The sequence below is a fragment of the Myxococcales bacterium genome, from assembly GCA_016703425.1.
In the GTDB taxonomy this organism is placed as follows: Bacteria; Myxococcota_A; Polyangia; order Polyangiales; family Polyangiaceae; genus JADJCA01.
Genome location: JADJCA010000001.1, coordinates 72,116 through 95,032 on the forward strand (window position 1 = coordinate 72,116; position 22,917 = coordinate 95,032).

The following is a 22,917-nucleotide window of genomic DNA, read 5'->3' on the forward strand; positions in this document are numbered from 1 at the left end:
GGGCGTCGGTTGTTGACGAGTGCCTTCGTCGGGCTCGCCTTTGGTCCTCGGTTGCTGGGCTCGAGAGGCTCGAGCGCAGGAATCGAAGAGCAAGGCCGGGGGCGACAAAAGCTGGGATCGAGCGCGGTCGTCGCGCCGCGGGGCGCCGCCTTGGCAGAGCCCCACGACGGGTGCGGCGACTACTTGCGGAGGCCGAGCGTCGAGACGACCTTGCGGTAGCGCTCGAGGCTGGTCTTGCGAAGGTAGTCGAGGAGACGGCGGCGCTTGGAGACGAGCTTCAAGAGGCCACGGCGCGAGTGGTGATCTTTCGCGTGGGTCTTGAAGTGCTCTGTGAGGTAGCTGATGCGCTCGGTGAGCAGCGCGACCTGAACCTCGGGCGAGCCGGTGTCATTTTCGTGGGTCTTGAACTTGCCGATGAGCTCGGACTTCTTTTCGGTGTGAAGCGGCATGAGAACTCCTGGGGCACTCGCCCCGTCACCAGGCAGAAGCCTTCCTGCGTGATGCAGAAGAGCCACCGCAAGGTCTCGCGCGGCCGAAGCCGCCCGGCCATTTCCCCGTAGCCTGACGCATCATGCGTTCAGTACCGAGAAAGGCTCGCGGAGTATTGTGCGCCCCGGGGCCGTCGTCAATGAGGGAGTGCGGCGGCGCGGGCGACGAAACCCAAATCAGCCGGGCGCGGCCCGTCACGCTCGGCGGGTCAGAAGCGGGCCTGGAGCGAAAGGCCGGCGCCGATGCGCAACGGGTCTTGGAACTTCCGGAGCGACGCCGTTCCTTCGACCGGATCGCGAACGACGAGGGTCCCGTTGTTGTCGTTGATGACCTGGGTCCAGAGGACCGCGCCGAGCATGTCGGACATCGTCCAGCGGAGGCTGAGGCGCCCCTGGACCGCGACACTTCGCTCCGCACCGTAGGGAAGGATGGAGTTGTCGCCCTGCGTCCGCACGATGATCGTTCGCGAGGCCGGCACGCTGCCGCCGTCGGCGAACTCGCTACGGAAGGTCGCCGGCAGCTGGATGCCGCCGCTGATGCCTGGCGTGAGCTTGAGGCTCGCGATGTGGTAGTCGGCGGCGAGGGCACCGAAGAGCTCGGGATCGCTCTTGGCGTTGGCCGGCAAGGTCTCGAAGGGAATGAAGCCCGGCACGTTGCGCACGATGAAGTTGAGCTGCTTGTAGAGGCCCGTGACGGAGAGCCGCGCGTAGCCAACCTTGAACACGCTCTGCAGGGCGCCGGCGACGGCGCTCTGATCCTTCGTCGTGCCGGAGCGATCGAAGTCCTTGAGGTGTTGATTCAAGACCGAGGTCTCGCCGCTGACGGCCACGGCGAACTCATCGGCGTTGTACTTCTCGGGTGCGAACAGGATCTGGGGCGCGTTGGGGTCGTTTCGATAGAGCTGGAAGTCGACCGACGAAGGCACGGGCATGTTGTGATGCACCACGACGCGCGCCGAGCCGCCGTAGGTGTAGACGGACTTGCCGCGGACGTCCTCGAGGTCGAACTTGCCCTGCTGGAACGCACCGGCGCCGAGGTCGACGCGCACGACGGGACCGAGATCGACGCCGCCGCCCAAGAGGCCGCCGTAGTTGGTCTCACCCACGCGCACCGTCTCGACCTCGCTCTCGCCGCCCGGCGAGAGCACCTGCTGCGGCTGGACGATGGTGGCGGTCTTGAAGCCTGCGAAGACGTAATAGCCCTCGCCGTCGTACTGGACCTTGGCGCCGGGCGATGAGCCCTGAATGCGCGGGAAGATCGACTGGTTGATGTTGGCGGCGGTGCCACCCCAGCTGATGTCGTAGAGGTAGCCGAGGCGGAAGCGGTCGGTGTCGAGCGGAAAGAGGACCGTCGAGAGACCGAGCTTCTTGTTGGTGGCGCTCGTCCCGTAAAACAGGCGAATGTATGAACCAGAGTCGTAAAGCGCTGAGTTGAGCGAGCCCGTGTTCGCCGACAACGACGCGAGGTCGAAGCGCAGGACGAGCGCCGCCTCCGTCGTGAGGCCCTCCACGAAGGCGGGCATCTTCTTGTACATGACGAGGTGCGTGAGGTTTTCGCGGCCCGCGAAGCGCGAGTTCAAGCCGTCGGCGGGCAGGCGGTATTGGGGCCTGTCGCCGATGTTGAGGTTCTGCGAGATGGGCGTGATCTCCCCCGTGCGATGGAGGAAGTCGTCTTCACCGAGCGTCCACGTGAGACGGGTGTCCATGAAGTTGCCGTAGTTGGTCCCCGGCGGCGCAGTGCCGGCGGCGCGGGCGCCGGCGGAGCCGAGGGCGAGGTCCTCGGGCTTCTTGTCCGCGTCGACCTTTGCGTCGCCCTTGGCGTCGGTGCCCGCGGAGGCTGCCACGCCGATGCCGCCGCTCGCCGCGGCGCCGTCACCCTTCGTGTCGGTCGGCTTGTCACCGGCCTTGTCGCCGGCCTTGTCGGACGTCTTGTCGTCGGTCGACTTGGTCCCGTCGGTCGGGGCGGCTTGCGCGAAGGCGAGGTTGGGCGCGGCGAGAAGCGCCAGCAGGCTCGCGACAGCCGCGTGACCGGGGCGAAGAAGGATCGAAGAGGGGGGGCGGTTCATGGGGGCTCGAGGTGTGCTCTCCATCGCGGAACGAGCGGCGAAACGGCGAGAAAAGGTCATTGGGTGCCCGCGTTGTTGTCGGTGTCGAGACGGGGGAAGACGCAGGCCTGGTCCGAGGCCTTCGGCGACGCGCCCATGTCGGCGACGACGTCATCCTGGCAGCGCGCTTCGATGGTGAACTGCGAGCCGTCGGAGAAGTAGCGGAGGGTCCCGCTGTACGCGCGCAGCGGCTTGCCGCGCGCCGCGAGGACGTCGAAGTCGGGCGCCGCCGTGGCGTTTGCCTGGACCTTCACGGAGCGTGAGCCCTGAGCGGCGCGCTTCTCCTCGATGACGAGCTCGAAGTCGCTCCGCTGCGCGAAGGCTGACCACTCGACGCACTCGGGATCCTTGTCGCAGGCGTTGGAGCACTCGGCTTCGTCGGGCCGATCGAACTCGACGCGACCATTGCGGTTGAAGTCGCAGTTGGAAGCCTCGTTGGTGAACGAGTACTGGCCGCCGTCTTTCGGCGCGTCGCCCTTGCCAAAGTGTTGGGCGATCCGCACCTCGACATCGCCCTTCGACTCGACGCGCACAAGGGAGGCGGACGCGCGAAGCTTCTCTTTGAGGTTCGCAAGATCCGTGAGCGCCAGCACGCGCGGCTCGGGGACGAAGCAAGGCCGGTTGCACTCGAGGGCGTCGCCGTTCTTCTTGCAAACGCGCTCTTCGACGGACCAGGCGGGGAACGAGAGCTCGGTGAATCCGAAGAAGTCGACGGCCGTGCCGGAGAGCGTCACGAGGCGGTCGCAGACGCCCAAGCGCGCCGGCGGGTTGAAGGTGTAGGCGAAGATCGATGTGTAGCCGCGCGGGTCGTCGATGTCGGTCACGTAGAAGCCGTCGGAGGCGATCCGCGTGACCACGAGCGAGTGGTTGAACTTGTTTTCGCCGCGGTCGTAGCCCGTGTCGATCTGAACCTGCTCCTTTGGGAAGGGCGTGGCGGCGCCGCCCTGACCCACACCGCGGACGTCGGCGATGCGCGGATACTGGAAGAACAACGTCTCGCTCGCGCCGGTGGCGAAGCCGCCCGGATTCTCCGTGTCGTCGTCGGCGAAGGCGCAGCCGGGGTCGGTCGGAAAGTCGACGAGGCCGTCGTTGTCGTTGTCGACGCCGTCGGAGCAGCGCGGCTTGTCGGCGCCGCTCGGCGCGTAGCCGACGTCTTCGGCCCAAATGCGCGAGTCGCCGTAGGTGGCCACGAGATCGACGACGACGCCCTCGGCGACACCGCCGCTGAGCTGCACGTTCCGGCCTCGCACGCCGCCGCCCGCCATTTGGAAGATGGTGCCGGGCTTCGTCGAGAGGCGAACGAAGCCGGAGAACTTACCGTCGGGCTTGCCGTCCGCGCCAAGGGCCTCGATGCGGACCGTGAAGCGCGTCGCGTCGGTGAACGTGATGGGCAGGCGCTTTGTCGCCGTGCCGACGTCACCCTGAACGACTTGCACGCGTATGGAACTCGCGCCCGGCGCCTGACCGAAGCCTGCGGTGCAGCCCGCTGGTGCGATGGCGAACGCCGCGATCAGGCCTGCGAGGGCTCGCTTCGGCATGTTGGCTAGCTGGGGCTTGGGTCGTTGATTCATCGGCCGAGCATCTCGATGCGATTGTCGCTTGCGGCTCCGAGCTTGCTGTCGACACACGAGAGGATCTTGCACTCTTCGCCGGCGAGGGAGCACGCGTTGAGGTCGACCTGGCAGGCCCTCTTGAACGGCGAGTCACGGCACACCTTGTTGTGGAACTCAGCGACGCCGTCGCGGCAGGCTTTGAGCACGCAGCGCCCGACCACCCCTTCGCAAGCGCCGTCGGTGCGACAGACCGTTCCCGTGGGGCTCTCCTCGGCGACGACGCGTCCCTGGCATGCGCATACGAAATCCGAGCCGCAGTCTTCGTCGGTGCGGCACACCTTAAGGCCGTCGGCGGCGATGCCGTCGGCAGAGGCGCCGTTCGCGTTGGGATCGCGCCAGCCGCACGGCTTGCCCTGGCGGATGTAGTCGATGAGCGCGTCGCGTTGCTGGATCTTCGTGTCGAACTGCGTGGTGTTGCGTTGGAGCACGCGATAGCCCGAGCCGCCGCCAGCGAGGTAGTTGCTCGTCGCGAGCTCGTAGAGGTTGGTCTCCTCGACCGGTGACATGCAGCGCTTCGCGCCGTCCTTGTCGCAGACGCCGGGTCGCACGTTGCCGCCGATGGCGCAGTCGGCATCGGCCGCGCACTTCGTCTGGGTATGGCCGATGTAGATTTGTTCGGCGCAGGCCACGAGGCGGCACCGACCGCGGGACGTGTCGCACCCGTTGGTCGAGTTGGGCGGGCAGTCGTCGTTGCTCTTGCACTCGGCGCCGGCGTCGGGACGCGTGCAGCCGGCGCAGTTGATGCGAACGCGAGCACCGCCGATTTGAGCCTGGGCGTTGCAACCGCGGAGGGAAGACCGGCGCGCCACGAAGTCGAAGAGATCTTGGACCTCCTTGCCGGAGAGCTGCATCTTCGAGATGGAATTGTCGAAGGGGAACATGTTGTACATGCTCTCGACGGAGACCGGTCCCGGGTTCAGGTCGGTGCGGATGCCCGTGGTGTTCGTCAGCGAGAAGTCCGTCTGCACGCCGAGGCGAAGCCAGATGGAACTCGCGACGAGGTTGCCAAGCGGCGAGTCACCGCCGATGGGAGAGCTTCGCTTCAGCACCGTGGGGGCGAAGCCCGCGAGGATGTCGAGGTCCGCGACGACGTCGAGCGTCCGGCGATAGGGCTCGAGCATGTTCGCGACGACGGGGTCTTCCGGCAGCGTGTCGTCGATGGGAATCGCCTGGTAGCGATTCGAGACGACCTCGAAGCGATCGGTCGGGTTGTAGTCGCTGGCGGCACCTGTCGGCGAGACCTCTGCGGCGATGTTCGAGACCACCAAGTCCAGCCGGCCGACGTACTTGCTGAAGGCGCCCGAATGGACGATGAGGACCTTGCGCGGCTTGCACGCGCGCTTGCGCATGTACGGGTGAAACTTCGGATCCGGGTGGTCGGCGTCGTTGGGCGGCTCGCCGCCCAAGTTGACCTCGAGCGCGGGATCGGTGACCCAGACGTAGCCTGGCGCCAGCGGGTCGGCGGCGCAGTCGGTGATCTCCTGCGGTGGGTTGAGGACGATGTGGTTGTGGCCTCCCACCACCACGTCGATGCCCGTCGTGCCGCGCACCATTCGCTGATCGACCTCGAGGCCCAGGTGCGTCACCATCACGATGAGGTCCACGTGGGGCCTCAGCAAATCGATGTACGCCTGCGCGGTCTCTACGGTGTTGAGCGGTTCGATGCCGAGGCGGTTGGGTTGGTCGAAGACCGATGTCAGGCTCGAGAGGTTGGCCATGCCGATGGCCGCGACCTTGAGCCCCCCGAGGTCGAAGACCTGAAAGGGTTGTGAGATGGTCCCGAGCTTGGGGCTCTGCGGCGTTGTGGGATCGTCGAAGCGATAGTTCGCCGCGAGGGCGCGAAAGCCGGCCCACCTCTGGAACTGCGTCGTCACGTTGAGGGCGCCACGATCGAACTCGTGGTTGCCAATGACGGCGGCGTTCGTGCCGATGGCCGTGAGCGCCCGCACTTCGGGCTCGCCGGCGTAGAAGTTGAAGATCGGCGCGCCCTGAAAGCAGTCGCCCGAGTCGAGGTGCACCACGCGACTCGCGCGCGCCCGCTCGCGACCGAGCACGTGGCCCATGCGAGCCACGCCGCCGATGTTGCGCACCGTGTCGATGGCTCCGAGACCGAGGTCGGCGTCGACCTTCGTGATGATCTGGTCGTAGCTGTAGAGGCGCGAGTGGATGTCCGACGTGTGAAGGATCGTCAGCCGCGTCTGGCACGTGCCTCCACCGGGGCAGGGGCTCTCGAGGCCACCGCCCGGCGTCACTGTGTCGCCGCAGCCCGGCGTGCCAAGCGTGACGAGGAGTCCCAAGGCCAAAAGGACCAGCGCGCCGGCGATTCGACGAAGGTGCTGTGCGACGACGGACGGGGACCGGTCAGCGACCTGCATACGCCCCGTGCCAATGCCCTTTCGGTGCCCCGAAGGCAATGGGATTCCGCGGAGTCGGGCTGCGGCTTAGCTGCCGCGCAGGGCGCTCTATTTTTTCGCGTCAGGGCTTCAGAGCCGCCTGTCGGTCTTGCGCCAGAAGCTCGCCTGGCTGAACCGTGACTGCGAACGCGCGGCCATCCCAGTGGACCGTGACGACGCGGAAGCGGACGGGCCGATCGACCGGCTCGCTCTTCCACCGAACGGCCCACGCCTGTTTGCCCCACGCGTCGGGGCGCATGAGCGCGGCGTAGAGGCCCGTGCTGCCGGCGTCCGTGATCTCGCCGGGCAAGGTCTCCTTGTTGTCGTCGGCGGCGACGAGGACGAGTTCTGCGTCCAGATCTTCCCAAAGGAGCATCGCCATGGTGCCCGGGCCGCTGAACAGGCCCTGCTCCTTGAGCTTGCGACCGATGCCTTCGCGAGCGCCGTCGCCGCCCGCTGCCTTTGGGTCAGCGAAGAGAGCGCCGAGGCGCGCGGCGGACCAGAGACGGGCCCAGTAGCGAGGATCGTTGGGCCCGGGGCTGCCTTCGCCGGTGGCGACGTCGCGCTCGATGCGGAGCGCTTCGTCGATGCGCCCTGCACCAGCGGCCGCGGCCGCGAGCCGGAGCCATCCGACGGAGCTCTTCCGATCGAGGTCCGTGAGGGTCTTGTATTGACGATAGGCCGCGTCATACCAGCCGTGCCGGAGGTACACGTCGCCGAGCACTCGGCGCGAGAGCGGACTCTTGTCGTCGAACTCCACGATCTCCGAATAGGTGCGGACCGCTTCGTCGACTTCGCCAGCGCTCGAGAGGACGTCGCCCAATTGCTTGGCGAGGCTCGGTGTCATGAAGCCGCGATCGCGGAGTCGTCGCCCGTGGGCCAGCGCCTCCTGCCGATCACCGGCCTTGGCCAAGAGACGTACGAGCCGCAGGTCGCCCTGAGGATCGCCCTCTGCGCGGAGCATCGCCGCCCGGACGCGCAGGACGCGCTCTTCCGGGGTCTTCAGCTCGAGCAGACTGCGATCGACACCGCTCCAATCGACGATGCCGCCGAAGAGCACCCGCGACACGGCGGCCGCCAGGCGAATGTCCACCGTGCGGCGAAGGATGGCTCGCGCCACGAAGCGTTGCGCCTCTCGATCACCTGAGAGGTGCGAGAGCACGACTTCGGCGGCGCCTTCGGTGTCGACGCGCTGCTGAACGAGGTCAAGGAACGCCGCTTGGTCGCGCCAATCGGGCAGCTCGCACGCGGCGCGGGCCATTTCGAGTTGTCCCACGACGGCGCGCGCGTCGGCGGCCTGCTTCATGCGGCGCTGCCAGAGCACGATGCGTTCCGCGAGGGGTCGGCTCGCGCTGTCGCTGCAGCGCGCGAGCGTGCGGCGCCAGGCGGTGACGGGCTCTGGGGCCTTGGCCGGTTCCAGCGTTGCGGGCCGCGCGGTGGCGGTGCTCTTGTCGGGGCGCTGGAACATGGGCTCGAGCTTTCCTTTCGCAGCCTGCGGCGGCGCGGGGGTGAGGGGGGCGACGGGGCGCGGCCGAGCTAGCGACTCCTGCCGTGGTGGCCCCCCGACACCGCCGGCGGCGCCGACCTTTAGCTCGGTCGGCGCGTCTCTCTCGAGATCCGCCAGACCACCCGGCGCGCCGCCCTTGTCACCCAGGCCTGCAACCGCCGTTGCCGTTGCAGCCGGGGCCGGATCGGCGGGCGCGATGGGCGACGGCGCCGGGCTCGCGACGGGCGTCGTCGCGCGATGGTCGGCGGCCTTCGCGCCGGCAGTCGCTACCGTTTGCTCGCGCTGCTCCGTCGTCGCGGGAGCTTCGCTCTTGGAGCAGCCCATCGCAGCTGCCGGTGCCGAAAGGGGCGGCGCGACGAACGGCGCCTCGAGGGCGCGCTCCATTTCGCTGCTGGTGATGCTCGTGAGCCGCACGCCCCGGAGCCGAGAGCGCTTTCGCTGCACCCCTTGGCGCGCGTAGGCGGCCTCGCTGTCGAGCGCGAGGATGCTCGTGTAGGGCGTCATCAATCCATATTCGACGCCTAGGTCGAGCACCTTGCTGCGGTTCTCCTCCGCCGCAGGACCGCCGCCGAGCAGTCGCCTGATGTATTCGGCGGCCCACAGGCGCGGCACCAGCGAGGTCGTCACGCCTGCGTCAAGCGAGAGCGCATACTCCGCCCCGACGTCTCGCCCTCCGGCGCGCCACTTCATCTTCACCTTTGGTGGAAGCGGGTGGTGCGTTCGCGCGAGGAGCACCAGCTCTTCGCCGTGCGACAGCTTGCCCGTCGACGAGTAAAACGGCTGGTCGAGGCCAGCGCCGAGGTCGACCTCTACGTCGGTGAGCGTCGGCGTCTTGATGGCGCTCGTGAGGCGCAGCGCCGCTCCCGTGACTTGCTCGGCCTCGTCGATGCGGAAGTGTTGTCCGCCGCCGGTGCGGGTCAGTTGACCTAAGAGGTCGTGCCGCGCATCGGCGCCGACGCCGATGGAGAAGAGCCGCGCGCGCGCGCCGGTGAGCGATCGACGGAGTCGATCCATCAGCGCCTCGGGCCCCGTCTCGCCGCTCGTCGGCGCGCCGTCGCCTACGTACACGATGGCCGGCTGCTCGGCGCCGTGGAGGCGCTCAAGAGCCGGTTCGAACATCGAGCCGAGGTCTGTTGCGCCGGCGACGGCGTGGTCCGACAGGCGTTCGAGGGCCTTTGAGATGTCGCTCTCGGTGGCGGGCGCGAGGCCTTGCTTCGGGTAGACGACGCGCGGCGCTACGTCGAGCGCGATGAGCGCGAAGCGGTCTTGGTCGGAGAGGGCGCGCAGCGTGGCCTCGGCGGCGGCGGTTCGCAGTTGACGCGCACTCTCGTCGCCACCGGCGGACGTGTCGACGACGACCACCAGCTCGCCTTTGACGGGAGGGAGCTTCGCGAAGTCGACCTCGGGCAAGACCCGCAACATGACGTAGTCGGCCTTGTCCTGCCCCGACTCAAAGCGCCACGCGCGAACGGGCTTCGGAGCGCTCTTCTGCGTCATCTCCAGCTGAAAGTCCGCGCGTGGAACGTAGCCGCTGCGGCGCATCGTCACGCGTCGACCACCCTCTTCGACGCGAGCGTCGAGGGCCGTGGCGACCTGGACGCCTTCGGTCGGACCGAGGTCGACGGAGAGGGAAAACTCGTCGAAGCGAACGGGGTCCTCGGAGCGAAGCGGGTAGACGTAGCGCGTCTTGCCATCGACGTTTCCGAGCAGCTCGGTGTAGCGGAGGACTACGCGCCTGGTGCCGCTGGCGGGGACAGGGAAGATGCGCGCGCGGTACGAGCGTCCGTCGATCCACTCGAGCAGCGCCGGATCGTTGCGCTGCTTCACCGCGACCGCGTATTGAGCGGCGGCCTCTCGCTTCTCGATGACCTCCCCCTCGACGAGTTGGCCGTCGGTCTCGAGGGCGAAGCTCGTCACCGTCGCGGCGGAGGGGATCGTGAACCAGTACCAACCCTCGATGGGCGTGCTGCCGGGGTTGGAGAACGTCTGGTCGACCTCCGTTTCGGCGATGCCGTCGCGGACGACGGCCCGCACCGATTGCTGGGCGATGCCGAGGGTTCGTGCCGGGGCGCCGAAGGATGCGTTCGGATCGAGGCCATAGATGCGCCCGCTGCCTGAGCCGATACTCGCGCGCCCGCCGCGCGCATCGCCCATGCCGCCGGTCCAGTCTTGCCAAAACGCCACGGCGGCGACCGTCGGCGCAGCGTCGCCGACGACCTTGCCTTGCTGCCCCGCGTTGATCTCAAGGCGACCGCCGGGCGTCGTCAGGATTGAGAGGCCACGCGCGACGTACACGCTCGCGGCGTTGGCCGTTCGTTCGATGGAGAGACCCGCACCGCTGGCCGAGACGACGCTCTTCCCGAGGAGGCACTCGATGGCCTCGCCGCCCTCGTGCGGCGCCTCAAGCCAGACCTCGCCGCGCTCGACGGCCATGCCCTTGTCGCGGAGCACGATCTCGCTCTCGCCCCGCATGAAGACCGCTGCGCCTTCCCCCGTGCGGACCAGCGCGCGGGCGCCTTTGCCCGTCTGTATGCGGGCACCCTTCGGGAGCGGCGTGCCGCTCAGGGCCGCGGCCCTGACAGCGTCGTCAACGATGCTTACATCCCCCGCCGCGAGCTCGAGCCTCGCGCCGAGGCTCCTCGACTTGGTGGGGGTCTTTGCGCGCGATGCGCCGAAGGCCACGAGGAGCGCGAGCGCCGCGAGGGCCAGGCCTCCCAGGAGCAAGAGCTTCACGGGGCGGCGAGCGGACGGGGAGGGGGTGGCGACGTTCATTTGGCGATGGGCTCCGCCATTGAACGTACGGGGTGTGGAAAGGATTTGCTTCAGCCATCGATTCGACGGACGGAACGTCGAGACGAGGCGACACCTTCATCTGCCCCAGCCAAGCCACGCGCTCGAGACCATTCGGTGCACGCGGACGATGATTCGCGCGGGCAGTCGACTCGACGCAGCGGGGCCTGGGGTCGGTCGAAAGGCGGGGACCACCCGCGCCAGAGTTGGAACGTGGTAGGAACGGCGTCAGAGGCGCCGCATGCGTATCGTGTGTCTGGGTGGTGGGCCCGCCGGGCTCTATTTTTCGATCCTGATGAAGAAGGCGGACCCGACCGCCGACATCACCGTCATCGAACGCAATCGTCCCGGTGACACGTTTGGTTGGGGCGTCGTCTTTTCCGACAAGACGATGGACGCCTTTCGCGAGGCCGACGCCCAGGTCGTGAGCGAGATCGAGGCCGCGTTCCGTCACTGGGACGACATCGACGTCTTCTTCAAGGGTCGGAAGATCACCTCTGGCGGACACGGCTTCTGCGGCATCGCGCGCGTGAAGCTCCTCGACATCTTCCAGCGGCGCGCCCGGGAACTAGGCGTTCACCTCAGGTTCGAAACGGAGTTCACGGACGTCGCCAGCTACGCCAAGGACTACGATCTGGTGGTCGGCGCCGACGGCGTCAACTCGGTGACGCGGGCCGCCCATGAGGGCCACTTCAATCCGCGCATCGACGTTCGCAAGTGTCGGTTCATCTGGCTCGGAACAAAGAAGAAGCTCGACGCCTTCACCTTCGCGTTTCGAGAGACCGAGTGGGGCTGGTTCAACCTCCACGCGTACCGCTTCGACGAGGACTGGTCGACGTTCATCGTCGAGACGCACGAGGACACCTGGAAGAGGGCCGGCCTCGACCAGATGGAGCCGAGCGATTCGATCGCCCTCTGCGAGAAGCTCTTCTCCGATCTCCTGGACGGGCATGCGCTCATCAGCAACGCGAGACACCTCCGGGGCTCGGCCATGTGGCTCAAGTTCAACCGGGTGCTCTGCGAGCGTTGGTACAAGGACAACATCGTCCTTATCGGCGACGCGGCGCACACCGCGCATTTTTCCATCGGCTCGGGCACCAAGCTCGCCATGGAGGACGCCATCGCGCTGGTGAAGGTGCTCACGAGCCGAGAGGGCGACGTCCCCGCGAGGCTGGAGCGCTACCAGCGCGAGCGAGAGGTCGAGGCGCTCAAGCTGCAGAGCGCGGCGCGCAACCGCATGACGTGGTTCGAGGACATCGACCGTTACGTAGGCCTCGAGCCGGAGCAGTTTGTCTTCTCCCTTCTGACGGGGAGCCAACGGGTCGGCTACGCGAACCAAAAGCTCCGCGACCCGGCTTACATCGAGAGCGTCGATCGCTTTATGGCGAAGGCCAGCGGCCTCGGCGACGTGGCGGCTCCTCCGATGTTTACGCCGCTCTCGCTTCGCGGGCTCACGATCGGAAACCGCGTCGCCGTCTCGCCGATGTGCATGTACAGCGCATCAGACGGGCTCCCCGACGACTTTCATCTCGTTCACTACGGCAGCCGCGCCATGGGAGGCGCGGGGCTGCTCTTTACCGAGATGACTTGCGTTGCCCCCGATGCGCGCATCACTCCCGGGTGCACGGGCTTGTGGAACGACGACCAAGCGGCTGCGTGGCAGCGCATCGTTTCGTTCGTTCACAGGATGAGCGGCGCCAAGATCGCCTTGCAGCTCGGCCACGCGGGCCGGAAGGGTTCGACGAAGCTCTCGTGGGAGGGGGTTGACCAGCCGCTCGCGGCGGGCAACTGGCCGCTCATTGCCCCGTCGCCGCTGCCCTACGTGCCGGGCCAGTCGCAGATTCCGCGCGAGATGAGCCGCGCCGACATGGATGCCGTGCTTTTGGACTTCGTCGCCGCGACGCGGCGGGCCGCCACGTGCGGCTTCGACATGCTCGAGCTGCACGCGGCGCACGGCTACCTGCTCTCGTCGTTCATCTCGCCCTTGACCAACGTGCGAACCGACGACTACGGGGGCAGCGTTGACCGGCGCTGCCGGTACCCGCTCGAGGTCTTTCGCGCGATGCGCGCCGTGTGGCCCGCGGATAAGCCCATGTCCGTCCGCATCTCCGCGCACGACTGGGTTCCCGGTGGACTTGGGCCCGACGAGGCGGTTCAGGTGGCCGCGCTCTTTCGCGACGCCGGGGCCGACATCATCCACGTGTCGTCGGGCCAGGTCAGCAAAGACGAGAAGCCGGTCTATGGCCGCATGTTTCAGGTCCCGCTCTCGGATCAGATCCGGAACGCCCTCGGCGTACCGACCATTGCCGTCGGTAACATCTTCGAGTTCGACCACGTGAACACGATCATCGCGGCGGGCCGAGCGGACTTGTGCGCGCTCGCGCGGCCGCACCTTGCGGACCCGAGTTGGACGCTGCACGCCGCAGCGGCGCAGGGCTACGGCGGCGTCGTGTGGCCTGAGCCTTACCAAGCGGGCCGTCTCCAGCTCGAGCGCAACTTGCAGCGCGCCGCGCAGATGGCGCTCAACGCCTGAGGCATCGCGAGAGAAATTCGGCGGCGTGTCGGACGAGGCCTTTCTCCGCGAGCCGCTGGGACTGGGAAGATCCAGTTAGACGAAACGTAAGAGCGGGTGCGCAGCGCAAAACCAACGCGCGCAGGAGCCCTCTTATGCGAAGCCGCTTTTCCGTCGCCCTGTTGCTCACGCTCTCCGCGGCCGCCGCCGCTTGTTCGGCCGACACCGACTCCGAAGAGTCGCTCGGTCAAGACGAAGCCGAGAAGCGCATCAAGCCGAAGGACTCGGAGAACCTGGGGCGCCTGCAGGTGAACTGGCCGCAGGGGTGGCAGGCGGCGATCAACGCCGCCGACGACGCGACGGTCACCTACCGCAACGGCGGAGTCGTCATTGGCGTGCAGAGCCGCCTCAAGGAAGGCGACGGCTGCATCGCGCTCGGCACGAAGTTCGGCGCGACGCTCCAGGACTGCACCGTCGCGCTCACCAAGAACAAGACGACGACGTTCGACCTCTCGGCGCTCAAGGTGACCTACGACGCGACCGCGACGGGCAAGCTCGCGGTGGACTTCGGCCCCAAGCCGACGCTCAGCATTCGCCGCAAGAACCCCGCGTCGCCGGGGTCGGAGCCTGTGATTTGGAACCAAGGCAACTCGGGCTACTTCAACGGCTCGAACACGCGCGGTGTCATCACGCTGCCGGGCGACTACGTCTTCTCGTGGGGCCTCCCGATCCTTGATGAGAAGAACGAGAGCCTCGCCAAGGGTAAGTTCGAGACGGTGAACCTGGACCCGGCGGAGAAGCGCGCCACCATCAAGGTCAAGGCCCCGACGCGTGAGCTTCCCAACGCGGCCTTCGGCTGCGGGAGCGCCTACCGCAACTTCCTCGTGCAGCGCAGCATCGACAACGCGGCAGGTAACTACGGCGAGCCCGACGGTTCGGTCCAGCAGCAGGGCGCGGGAGCTGCGTCCGGCGAAGGCATCGTCGCCTGGCAGGCCCTGCCGCTCACGAAGGACACGGATTTTCGAGTCTTTCCCTTCGCCTCCACGGAAGGCGCGATGCACTACGAGTACGTGGTCAACAGCGTCGCGGTGCCGCTCGACGTCAAACCCGGCAAGACCATCACGGTGCCCGTTGAGCGCCTCGACGTCGACGATGTGGAGGTCGAGAAAGAAGACGGCTCGACCTACAACGTGAAGGGCCAATACGTGGTCTACAAGCAGGGCCCCAACAACTCGTGGCTGCCCATCACGCAGTACCAGACGTCGTATTACGGCGGCTGCAACGGCGGGCGTGGGGCATGGTCGGCGCCGACGGGGACGGGCCTTGACCTTCCGCCGGGTACCTACCGGTTGGTCATCACCTACAACACGGCGGAAGGCTCGAAGACCAAGGACGAGGTCGTGACGCTCCCCTGAGCGAACGCTTCGCGCGCGGCGGGCTCGCGGTCGAATCGATCGCGGGCCCGCGGTGTCTTTGTCGCCAGGTCATTGTCGCGCTCGGGGGCACAGCTGACCTACGGCCACCGGAAGAGCTCGTACGCGAGAAACCCGAGGCCGAGGCTTGCGCCATTGGCCACCAAGCTGACGACGATGGCGTGCGTCCGCGCCGGCTTCGGGCGGAGGACGACGACGAAGTAGGCGGCCTCGAAGAGCCACGCGAAGAGCTCAGCGGAGATCGCTCGCGATGGATAGGAGAAGCCCGCTTGGCGTCCCCAAAACATGAACACCCCCCAAACAATGGGATGGGTGATGGCGCTGGCTCCGAAGGCTTCGAGAAACGTCGCCCCAAGGAAGCGCCGGTAGATCGGCACCTCCACGAGCTGCGTGAAGACGAACGCGAAGAGCCAGCGCTTCATGCGGAGACCGCGCCGCCGCCTACGGCTTGGTGCCCTTGCGTCCGCGGCGACCGAAGCGCATGAGTAGCATCGGCGCGAGCGCGAGGAGCCATGGTCCCGCCGCGCGTGCCGCCGGCGTCGCCATGATCGAACAGCCCCCGCCGTCGTCGTTGGTCTCGGTCGCCTTGGTCCCGCCGTCGACGGCCGCTGTCGAGCTGCCACCATCGGAGCCGGCGGCTGGCTTGCCGCTGTCGCCACCGGCGTCGGTCGCCACGCCGGTGTTCACGCACACGACGCAGTCGACCTCTTTGGTGCCTGGCGGCGAGCCATCGCTGTAGTCGAGCCGGGTGCACTTCTTGGCGGTGCAGTTGCCTGGGACACCGGCGTTGTCGCAGGCAGCGCCGGCCGCCTTGCCTTGGCAGGCGCCCTCCTCCGGTACGATGGCGTCGGCGTTGGCGGTGCCCGCCAGCGTGAAGGCAAACAGCGCGAACGCTGCCGGAAGCATGCGACTCGATTTCATGGGAAGTCCTCCTGCGACGCGGAAAGCAAGCTCCGGGCCGCCCTCATACGATGGCCTTTTGGCCATCGTCAGTGCGCTTTTGGCCTCGGGTGTCGACCTCACGCAGGCTCTCGCGGTTCGAGCGTGCGCTTCGCTGGCACAGCGTGGCACTCGCGCATGCCCGTCCCGGCGCTCCGTCAGCGCTCGTTCCGCGAGAGCGCTTCTTCGGGACCGCCGGCCAAGAGGTCGAAGAATCGAAGGGCGAAGCGGCTCGCGAGGCACGCTTCCACGGCCTCGGCGGCTTCTTGCAAGAGGCACTCGCGCGCCGCCTCCTCGGCCTCCTGGAGCGAGATCCGTCGGAGCGCCTCTTTGATCTCGGGGATCGCCGCCGCCTCCATCGAGAGCTCACGAAGGCCCAGGCCCACGAGGAGCGCCGCGGCGAGTGGATCCGATGCCATGGCCCCGCAAAGCGCGACCGGTATGGGACGCTCGAGTCCGACGCGCGCGACGTTGTGAACGAGGCGCAAGATCGATGGGTCGAAAGGCGAGGCGAGGCTCGCGAGCGAGCGACTCGTCCGGTCGATGGCCAGTGAATACTGAAGGAGGTCGTTGGTGCCGATGCTGAAGAAGTCGACGTGGCGCGCAAAGACGTCGGCGAGAACGGCTGCCGACGGGACCTCCACCATCATGCCCAAGGGGACGTCTTGCCCGTGAGGAACGTCGCGCTCCACGAGCTCACGCGCCGCGCGCGCGAGGAGCGCGCGCACCTCGCGGAGCTCGCGCGTCGTCGTGATCATCGGCACCATGATGCGGACGTCACCGTGAACGGCAGCGCGGAGCATCGCTCGGAGCTGCACGAGGAATACGTCGGGGCGGCTTAGGGCGAGACGCACGGCCCTGAGCCCTAGTGCGGGATTCATCTCTTCCGGGACCGGAAACGAGCTGACGAACTTGTCGCCGCCGATATCGAAGGTGCGCAACGTGACCGGGTGGTCGCCGACCGCCTCCACGACGGCACGGTAGACCTCGTATTGCTCGTCCTCGCTCGGTGGGGTCAGTCGATCGATGTAGAGAAACTCGGTTCGGTAGAGGCCGATGCCCTGCGCCCCGTGGTCGACGGCCAAGACCGCCTCCGCCGGCATCTCCACGTTTGCCTTGAGCACGACGGCCTCGCCGGAAGCGAGGACGCACGGCTCGTTGCGCGCCGAGAGGAGCGTGCGTGCAAACTCCAAGTGCCGAGCAGAGCGGGCGCGCGCCTCGGCGACGGCCGCCTCGTTGGGCGCGATCGTCACCTCTCCACGGAGCCCGTCGACGATGATCGTGTCGCCGGTTCGGATGCTGTTGAGTGCGCCGGCTACGCCTACGACGGCAGGGATCTCCAGCGCGCGCGCCATGATGGACGTGTGGCTTGTGCGGGACCCGACCTCCGTGACGAACGCGAGCACCGGCTCGCGCACCATGCCCGCCGTGTCGGCCGGCGACAGATCGCGCGCCACGATGATCGTCGGCGCGTCGAGCTTCGGGATGATGCCGCCGATCTCGCCGCGGAGCGCGCGCATGAGCTGATCGCAAACGAACTCGACGTCATGACGCCGCTCGGCGATGTACGCGTCCTTCGGCGCGCGCTCGAACATGGCGAGGATCTCTTCGGCCGCGCTCGCCACGGCCCACTCGGCGCCCTTCTTCTCGCCGCGGATCTTCTTCGCGACTCGCTCGTGGAGCATCGGATCGTCGAGCATCGCGAGGTACGCGTCGAGGATCGATACTTGGCTCTTGGCCGTCTCTACCGGGAGGCGCGCGGCGACCAGTCGCAGCGTCTCCTTGGCGCGATCGGCCGCCTCGCGGACGCGCAAGAGCTCGCCTTCGATCTGCGCCGTGTGAACGTTGCGACGCGTGTACGCGGCGCGCATTTCACCAATCACGAGCGCCGTTCCGACGGCCACGCCCGGCGCGCCGGCGATGCCCTTCACGGTCTCGGTGACCGTGACGTCAGGCGCCGACGGCGGCGGAAAGGTGCCGAGGTTGTCGCTCATGCTCAGCGTTGCTCGCCGAAGCGGTCCTTGATGAGCTCGCCGATGGCCAAAACGCACTCCTCGGCGCGCTCGCCGGTCGCCTTGAGGTCGATGGTTGTCCCTTTGGCGCCACAAAGGAGCAACACGCCCATGACGCTCTTGGCGTTGGCCGACTGATCGTCGCGGGAGATTTCCACTTCGCAGGGGAACTTCGCGGCGAGCTGCACGAGCTTCGTCGCGGCGCGCGCGTGCAGCCCGAGGTCATTGATGATGGTGAAGCGACCGGTGGCCACGCTCATGGCGTCCCCTTTGGTTTCTTTGCCAGTGGAACGGGGAGGGAATTGGCGGCGCCCTTGAGCTCCGTGTGGATGCTCTCGGCCGGCGGGCGCGTGACGTCACCGCGGCTGACGTCGCGGTGGACGACGGCCAGCCCTGCGTGGCGCTTCCCGAGTTCCGCGCCGAGGGCCTCGGACAGCGCCACGGAGCGGTGGCGGCCACCGGTGCAGCCGATGGCGAGCGTCAGGTAGCTCTTTCCCTCCCGTTGATAGCGCGGCAAGACGAAGTCGATGAGCTGAGTTGTCTTCTGCAGGAACTCTTGCGCCTCGGGCAAGCCGAGAACGAAGCGACTCACGCGCTCGTCGGTGCCCGGCAGCGGCTTGAGCTCGGGGATGAAATACGGGTTCTCGAGGAAGCGCACGTCGAGGAGCATGTCGGCGTCCGTTGGGACGCCGTACTTGAAGCCGAAGGACAGGACCCGCGTCAGCATTTGCGGTCCCGCCTCGTTCGACGGGCCGAACTGCGCGATGATCGCTCGCCGCAGCTCGTGGACCGACAGGTGCGTCGTGTCGTAGACCCGCGTGGCGCGCGCCCGGAGCGAAGCGAGCCGTGCCCGTTCCAGGCGGATGCCGTCAAGGACGGCGACGGCGGCGCTCGTGTCACCGGCGATCTGCGGCGAGCCCATGGGATGAGGTCGCCGGCTCTCGCTGAAGCGACGGAGGAGCGCTTCGTCCGACGCGTCGAAGAAGAGAACGTGCACATCGCGGGTGCCACCGTCTTGGAGGTCCGCGAGCACGGAGCTGACGGACGCCAAGAACGTCCCAACCCGGACATCCATACCGAGCGCGACGCGGGTCATGCCGCCGCTCTCGCAGGCGAGCACCGCTTGCGGCGCGAGCACCGTCGGGAGGTTGTCGACGCAGAAGAATCCTAAGTCCTCGAGGGTGTGAAGCGCCGTCGTCTTGCCGGCGCCTGACATGCCCGTCACCACGACGACCGTTTGGTGCCCGTGCTTGTCGGTCATGGCTTGCCCTCGGGCTTCGGCCTCACGACGGGAATCCACGCCGAACTCTCGTTTTGTCCGCCCCGGTCCAAGGGAGAGGACTCGTCCCGCCGGGAGGGTGGAGCGACCGGCGGTGGCGGGCGCGAGCCCGGGATCTGAACCTCAACGGCCGCGCGCGTGATGAGTTGCTTCTCGAGGCGCGCCATCAGGTCACCGGCCGGGTGCGACCCGTCGTTGCGGAGCAACTGACTGCGCGCCGCAAGCTCAACGATGGTGCCCATGTCGCGGCCCGGTCGCACGGGGACCGACAGCTCGCGAATCGACGTGCCCAGGATCGCGAAGCGCCGCTCATCGAGGCCGAGCCGATCATATTCGGCGCCGTCGGCCCACTCGACGAGCTGCACCACGAGGTCGATGCGCTTCTTCGCGACCACGCTCGTCACACCGAGGAGCGCCTTCAGGTTGAGGATGCCGAGGCCCCGCACTTCGACGTGGTTTTCGAGCAGCTCCGCGGCTCGCCCGTAGATCTCGCCAGGGGGATGCCAGTCGCAGAAAACGATGTCGTCGGCGACGAGCCGGTGGCCGCGCAAGACGAGCTCGATGGCGCACTCGCTCTTCCCGATGCCACTCTTGCCGAGCAGCAGGATGCCCACGCCGAAGACGTCGACGAGGACACCGTGGAGCGAGACCTGCGGCGCGAGGCGCTCGTCGAGCAGCGCGTGAATGGCGTTGATGGTGCGGCTTGAGCGCGCCCGGGAAACGAAGAGCGGCGTGTGCGTGGCCTCGGCGGCGAGCACCAACTCGCGCGGTGGGGCGATATCGCAGGTGACGACAACGCAGGAGAGTCCGAGCGAGAAGAAGCCGCGCGCCGCGCGACTGCGACCGTCGTGGTCGAGCGTGTCGAGGTAGGAGAGCTCCGTCTCGCCGAGGACCTGGACCCGGGTGGGCACGACGCCGTAGTAGTGCCCCGCGAGCGCCAGGCCGGACTTCTGAACGCGCGGGTGACGGAGCGGTCGCCCAAGCCCAGCCTCGCCGGCCACGCGCCGAAGCTCGACGGCGAGATCGGCATCGGTCTCGAGCGAGCCGGCGGTCACTTCGCGAAGGGCTGGCTCGGCTGGGGCGCCACCGGTCACGGGCGAGACTCCTCCGCCACGAGCAGCTCGTAGGCAGAAGCGCCCGACGGAGCGGCGAGCAATCGCTCGCGGAGCGGGCGATTGCGGAGGAGCTTCGAGATTCGCGCGAGCACCTTGAGGTGCTCGACGAGCGCCTTGCGCGGTCCGACCACGCCGAAGATCAGGTTAACGTTCTCGCCATCGATGGCGTCGAAGGCGAGCCCTTCGGGCACGATGACGAAGGCCGCGCACTGGGCTTGCACCGTCTCGAGCTTCTCGTGTGGAATCGCGACGCCTTCGCCGATGCCCGTCGACTGGAGCGACTCACGCTCGAGGAGCGCGTCCAAAATAACCTGTGTTCCCACGCCGGTCCCCTTGTCGAGAAGCTCGGCCACGAGCGACAGCGCCGCACGCTTGTTGAGCTTCGGATCGTGGGGAGACCGGACCTGGATGCGGTCCGCGCTGAGTAGTTCGGTAACGAGCATGGCACGCGACCTGAGCCTCTCCCCCCCGGGAGACTCGCTGGGCTTTGTCCCGTTTGCGCTTCAGTCTTCGTCGCCTTCGACGCCTGTGATGAGGCGCTCCGACGCTCGCTCCTGACCCTTCTTGTTGCGGGCCTCGTGAGCGACGCGAATCTGCCGCTCCAGCTTGTCGGTGACCTTATCGATGGTCGCGTACATGTCTTCCGTCGTCTCGTGCGCGTGAAGGTGTTCAGCGCCCGAGTGAATGTCGACCTCCGCGCTGTGCGCGCGGTGCTGCGTGCTGAGCGTGACTTGCACCTTCATGGGGCTGCGAAGGAGCCTCTGGAGCTTTCCAACCTTCTCAGAAGCGTATGCCTTGACGGCGTCGCTCCCCTCCATCTGACGGAACGTGATCGAGATGTTCATTCGGCCTCCGCAGCAGGCTCGTCACGCCACGAGCCAGGACTGCCCTTGAGAATAAACAGGCTTTCGGTGTCCGTCACCACTCGGTCGAGCGGCCCGCGCGAAATCTCGCCGCGGTGGCGTTCTCAGGCCCGGGCGCCACGGTGTACGCCTCAAGGCGACGTCGCACCGGTCCCGCCCCCGAGCGCGCTCGGCGTGTCGTTGGACGCCGCGCCTAGAAGAGCTTCTTGCGCTTGCTGGATGCGAGAATGCCTAGCATTTCTCTGTATTTGGCGACTGTTCGCCGGGCGATTTGGATTCCGTCGTCCTTGGCGAGAAGCTCGACGATGGCCTGGTCCGACAGCGGGTTCTGCTTGTCCTCGCCATCGATGATCTTCTTGATGGCCTGCTTGACGCTCTCGGAGGCGATGTCCTCCTCGGCGACGCGACGAATCGAAGAGTTGAAGAAATACTTGAGCTCGAAGAGCCCTTGCGGCGTGTGAACGTACTTGTTGGTCGTGACGCGGCTGATGGTCGACTCGTGCATGCCCACGGCGTCAGCGACGTCGCGCAGAATCATCGGCCGAAGGAACGCGACGCCCTTCTCGAAGAAGTCACGCTGCTTTTCGACGATGCACTCGGTGACGCGAATGATGGTCTTGCGCCGCTGATCGATGGCGCGAATCAGCCACTGGGCGTTCCTGAGCTTCTCGCTCACGAACTCCTTGGCGCCGGGATCCTTGAGCAGCTGCTTGGTGAGGTTTTCGTTGATGTAGAGCCGCTGCACGCCGCGGTCGTTGTCGCTGACGACGAACTTCTCCGCGTCCTTGACGATGTAGACGTCAGGCGTGATGGCGATGCTCTTGTCGTCGGTCTCGGTGAAGTTACGGGCCGGGCGACTCTCGAGTTTTTGGATCTCTTTGACGCACTCGTAGATCTCCTCGACGGGGATCTTCAGGTCTCGCGCGATGGCCTGGTAGTTGTGCTTCTCGAGGTTGTGCAGGTGCTTGTCGATGATCTCGACTTCCATGTCGTCGAAGCCGAAGAACTCGGCCTGCACCTTGAGGCACTCGCGAAGGTCGCGTGACGCGACGCCGACGGGATCCCACTCCTGCATCATGCGGAGCACTTCCGGTGCGTCTTCCGGATCGAGCCCCGCCTCCGAGGCGAGCTCCTCAATGGTGAGGTCGGGCGTGCGTGTGCCGTCGCCGCGGTCGATGCCCTTCAGATCGAGGAACCCGTTGTCATCGAGGTTGCAGATGACGAGCTCGGCGAAGCGGCGCTCGGAGTCGGTGAAGTCGCTCATCTGCAGCTGCCACTTCAAGTGGTCCTGCAGGTTTGCTGCCTTGGTGAGGTTCTGCTCAATGGGCGGGAGCTCGTCGAAGCCGCCGCGGCTCGCCGGCAGTGGCTGCTGAAGGACGCGATTTTCGAGGAACTGCTCCCAGTCGATCTCCGCGACGGCCTTGTTGTCGGTGCGCGTCGTGCTCGGGTCGTTGGACTTCTGCCGCTCGTGTTCGTCGAAGCGGTCGATGCGGTCGTTCGAGGCGACGACCTCGGCGCTGGCGTTGCCCGACATCTCGTCGCTCTTCCGGGCCCGCGGGTCGATCTCTTCGTCGGCGAGCACGGGATTTGCGTCGAGCTCTTTTCGGATTTCGTCGATGAGCTCGAGGCGCGAGAGCTGGAGCAGCCGAATGGCTTGCTGCAGCTGCGGGGTCATCACCAGCTGCTGGCTGAGTTTGAGCTGCTGCTTGATTTCCATCGAGTTTCCTCAGGGCCGGCGCGGGAGGGGAGCGCGTGTTTCCTGTTTCGTCGCGCGCAGACGGCGGGCATGAAGACGGTACCATCGACGGACGCCGTCGGGAGCGATTTTCGTGCCATCGGCCCGCGACTTAAGCGCCTACTCTCGCTCA

16 protein-coding genes are annotated in these 22,917 nt (G+C 67.1%); 2 read left to right on the forward strand and 14 right to left on the reverse strand.

Annotated features, from left to right (window positions below; genetic code table 11):
- Window positions 1-179: 179 nt before the first annotated feature.
- The 5 genes from rpsO to IPG50_00310 form a co-directional block, all read right to left on the reverse strand.
- Window positions 180-449, reverse strand: coding sequence for a 30S ribosomal protein S15 (gene rpsO / locus IPG50_00290; GenBank protein MBK6690642.1), 270 nt, complete (start codon window positions 447-449; stop codon window positions 180-182).
- A 248-nt stretch (window positions 450-697) separates the two neighbouring features.
- Entirely contained in the window at window positions 698-2,554 is a 1,857-nt protein-coding gene (locus IPG50_00295) for a hypothetical protein (GenBank protein ID MBK6690643.1), read from the reverse strand.
- Window positions 2,555-2,610: 56 nt separating this feature from the next.
- Window positions 2,611-4,164 (reverse strand): hypothetical protein, encoded by a 1,554-nt coding sequence (locus IPG50_00300; GenBank protein ID MBK6690644.1) that lies wholly within the window; start codon window positions 4,162-4,164, stop codon window positions 2,611-2,613.
- Entirely contained in the window at window positions 4,161-6,503 is a 2,343-nt protein-coding gene (locus IPG50_00305; GenBank protein ID MBK6690645.1) for a bifunctional metallophosphatase/5'-nucleotidase, read from the reverse strand. The genes IPG50_00300 and IPG50_00305 overlap by 4 nt, the downstream gene beginning before the upstream one ends.
- Before the next feature lie 178 nt (window positions 6,504-6,681).
- Window positions 6,682-10,878 (reverse strand): hypothetical protein, encoded by a 4,197-nt coding sequence (locus IPG50_00310; protein ID MBK6690646.1) that lies wholly within the window; start codon window positions 10,876-10,878, stop codon window positions 6,682-6,684.
- A gap of 259 nt (window positions 10,879-11,137) precedes the next feature.
- On the opposite strand from IPG50_00310, the gene IPG50_00315 reads away from it, so the two are divergent.
- Together IPG50_00315 and IPG50_00320 are read left to right on the forward strand one after the other, a co-directional pair.
- Complete coding sequence (locus tag IPG50_00315) at window positions 11,138-13,429, forward strand: bifunctional salicylyl-CoA 5-hydroxylase/oxidoreductase (GenBank protein ID MBK6690647.1); 2,292 nt, start codon at window positions 11,138-11,140, stop codon at window positions 13,427-13,429.
- Window positions 13,430-13,563: 134 nt separating this feature from the next.
- A complete protein-coding gene (locus IPG50_00320) occupies window positions 13,564-14,823 on the forward strand; it encodes a hypothetical protein (GenBank protein ID MBK6690648.1) in 1,260 nt (419 codons plus the stop codon).
- A gap of 98 nt (window positions 14,824-14,921) precedes the next feature.
- Here IPG50_00320 and IPG50_00325 read toward each other — a convergent pair whose 3' ends face one another.
- The 9 genes from IPG50_00325 to rpoN all read right to left on the reverse strand — a co-directional run bounded on the left by IPG50_00325 (window position 14,922) and on the right by rpoN (window position 22,766).
- Entirely contained in the window at window positions 14,922-15,263 is a 342-nt protein-coding gene (locus IPG50_00325; GenBank protein ID MBK6690649.1) for a hypothetical protein, read from the reverse strand.
- Between the two features lie 19 nt (window positions 15,264-15,282).
- Entirely contained in the window at window positions 15,283-15,762 is a 480-nt protein-coding gene (locus IPG50_00330; GenBank protein MBK6690650.1) for a hypothetical protein, read from the reverse strand.
- Between the two features lie 176 nt (window positions 15,763-15,938).
- A complete protein-coding gene (gene ptsP, locus IPG50_00335; protein MBK6690651.1) occupies window positions 15,939-17,774 on the reverse strand; it encodes a phosphoenolpyruvate--protein phosphotransferase in 1,836 nt (611 codons plus the stop codon).
- A gap of 2 nt (window positions 17,775-17,776) precedes the next feature.
- Window positions 17,777-18,052: an HPr family phosphocarrier protein gene (locus IPG50_00340; GenBank protein ID MBK6690652.1), complete on the reverse strand. Its 276-nt coding sequence runs from the start codon at window positions 18,050-18,052 to the stop codon at window positions 17,777-17,779.
- Entirely contained in the window at window positions 18,049-19,053 is a 1,005-nt protein-coding gene (gene rapZ / locus IPG50_00345) for an RNase adapter RapZ (protein ID MBK6690653.1), read from the reverse strand. Before rapZ ends, IPG50_00340 begins: the two co-directional genes overlap by 4 nt.
- Window positions 19,050-20,165, reverse strand: coding sequence for an HPr(Ser) kinase/phosphatase (gene hprK, locus IPG50_00350; protein MBK6690654.1), 1,116 nt, complete (start codon window positions 20,163-20,165; stop codon window positions 19,050-19,052). Before hprK ends, rapZ begins: the two co-directional genes overlap by 4 nt.
- Window positions 20,162-20,629: a PTS sugar transporter subunit IIA gene (locus IPG50_00355; GenBank protein ID MBK6690655.1), complete on the reverse strand. Its 468-nt coding sequence runs from the start codon at window positions 20,627-20,629 to the stop codon at window positions 20,162-20,164. The genes hprK and IPG50_00355 overlap by 4 nt, the downstream gene beginning before the upstream one ends.
- 60 nt (window positions 20,630-20,689) lie before the next feature.
- Window positions 20,690-21,031, reverse strand: a complete 342-nt coding sequence (raiA, locus tag IPG50_00360; protein MBK6690656.1) for a ribosome-associated translation inhibitor RaiA — start codon at window positions 21,029-21,031, stop codon at window positions 20,690-20,692.
- Window positions 21,032-21,242: 211 nt separating this feature from the next.
- Window positions 21,243-22,766: an RNA polymerase factor sigma-54 gene (gene rpoN, locus IPG50_00365; protein ID MBK6690657.1), complete on the reverse strand. Its 1,524-nt coding sequence runs from the start codon at window positions 22,764-22,766 to the stop codon at window positions 21,243-21,245.
- Between the last annotated feature and the right edge of the window lie 151 nt (window positions 22,767-22,917).

Coding starts and splice junctions, on each gene's coding strand:
- ptsP (MBK6690651.1), bottom strand. CDS start 17,774: ATGAGCGACAACCTCGGCACCTTTCCGCCGCCGTCGGCGCCTGACGTC.
- IPG50_00320 (MBK6690648.1), top strand. CDS start 13,564: ATGCGAAGCCGCTTTTCCGTCGCCCTGTTGCTCACGCTCTCCGCGGCC.
- IPG50_00355 (MBK6690655.1), bottom strand. CDS start 20,629: ATGCTCGTTACCGAACTACTCAGCGCGGACCGCATCCAGGTCCGGTCT.
- IPG50_00295 (MBK6690643.1), bottom strand. CDS start 2,554: ATGAACCGCCCCCCCTCTTCGATCCTTCTTCGCCCCGGTCACGCGGCT.
- IPG50_00325 (MBK6690649.1), bottom strand. CDS start 15,263: ATGAAGCGCTGGCTCTTCGCGTTCGTCTTCACGCAGCTCGTGGAGGTG.
- IPG50_00330 (MBK6690650.1), bottom strand. CDS start 15,762: ATGAAATCGAGTCGCATGCTTCCGGCAGCGTTCGCGCTGTTTGCCTTC.
- rpsO (MBK6690642.1), bottom strand. CDS start 449: ATGCCGCTTCACACCGAAAAGAAGTCCGAGCTCATCGGCAAGTTCAAG.
- IPG50_00315 (MBK6690647.1), top strand. CDS start 11,138: ATGCGTATCGTGTGTCTGGGTGGTGGGCCCGCCGGGCTCTATTTTTCG.
- IPG50_00340 (MBK6690652.1), bottom strand. CDS start 18,052: ATGAGCGTGGCCACCGGTCGCTTCACCATCATCAATGACCTCGGGCTG.
- raiA (MBK6690656.1), bottom strand. CDS start 21,031: ATGAACATCTCGATCACGTTCCGTCAGATGGAGGGGAGCGACGCCGTC.
- IPG50_00300 (MBK6690644.1), bottom strand. CDS start 4,164: ATGAATCAACGACCCAAGCCCCAGCTAGCCAACATGCCGAAGCGAGCC.
- rapZ (MBK6690653.1), bottom strand. CDS start 19,053: ATGACCGACAAGCACGGGCACCAAACGGTCGTCGTGGTGACGGGCATG.
- IPG50_00310 (MBK6690646.1), bottom strand. CDS start 10,878: ATGAACGTCGCCACCCCCTCCCCGTCCGCTCGCCGCCCCGTGAAGCTC.
- rpoN (MBK6690657.1), bottom strand. CDS start 22,766: ATGGAAATCAAGCAGCAGCTCAAACTCAGCCAGCAGCTGGTGATGACC.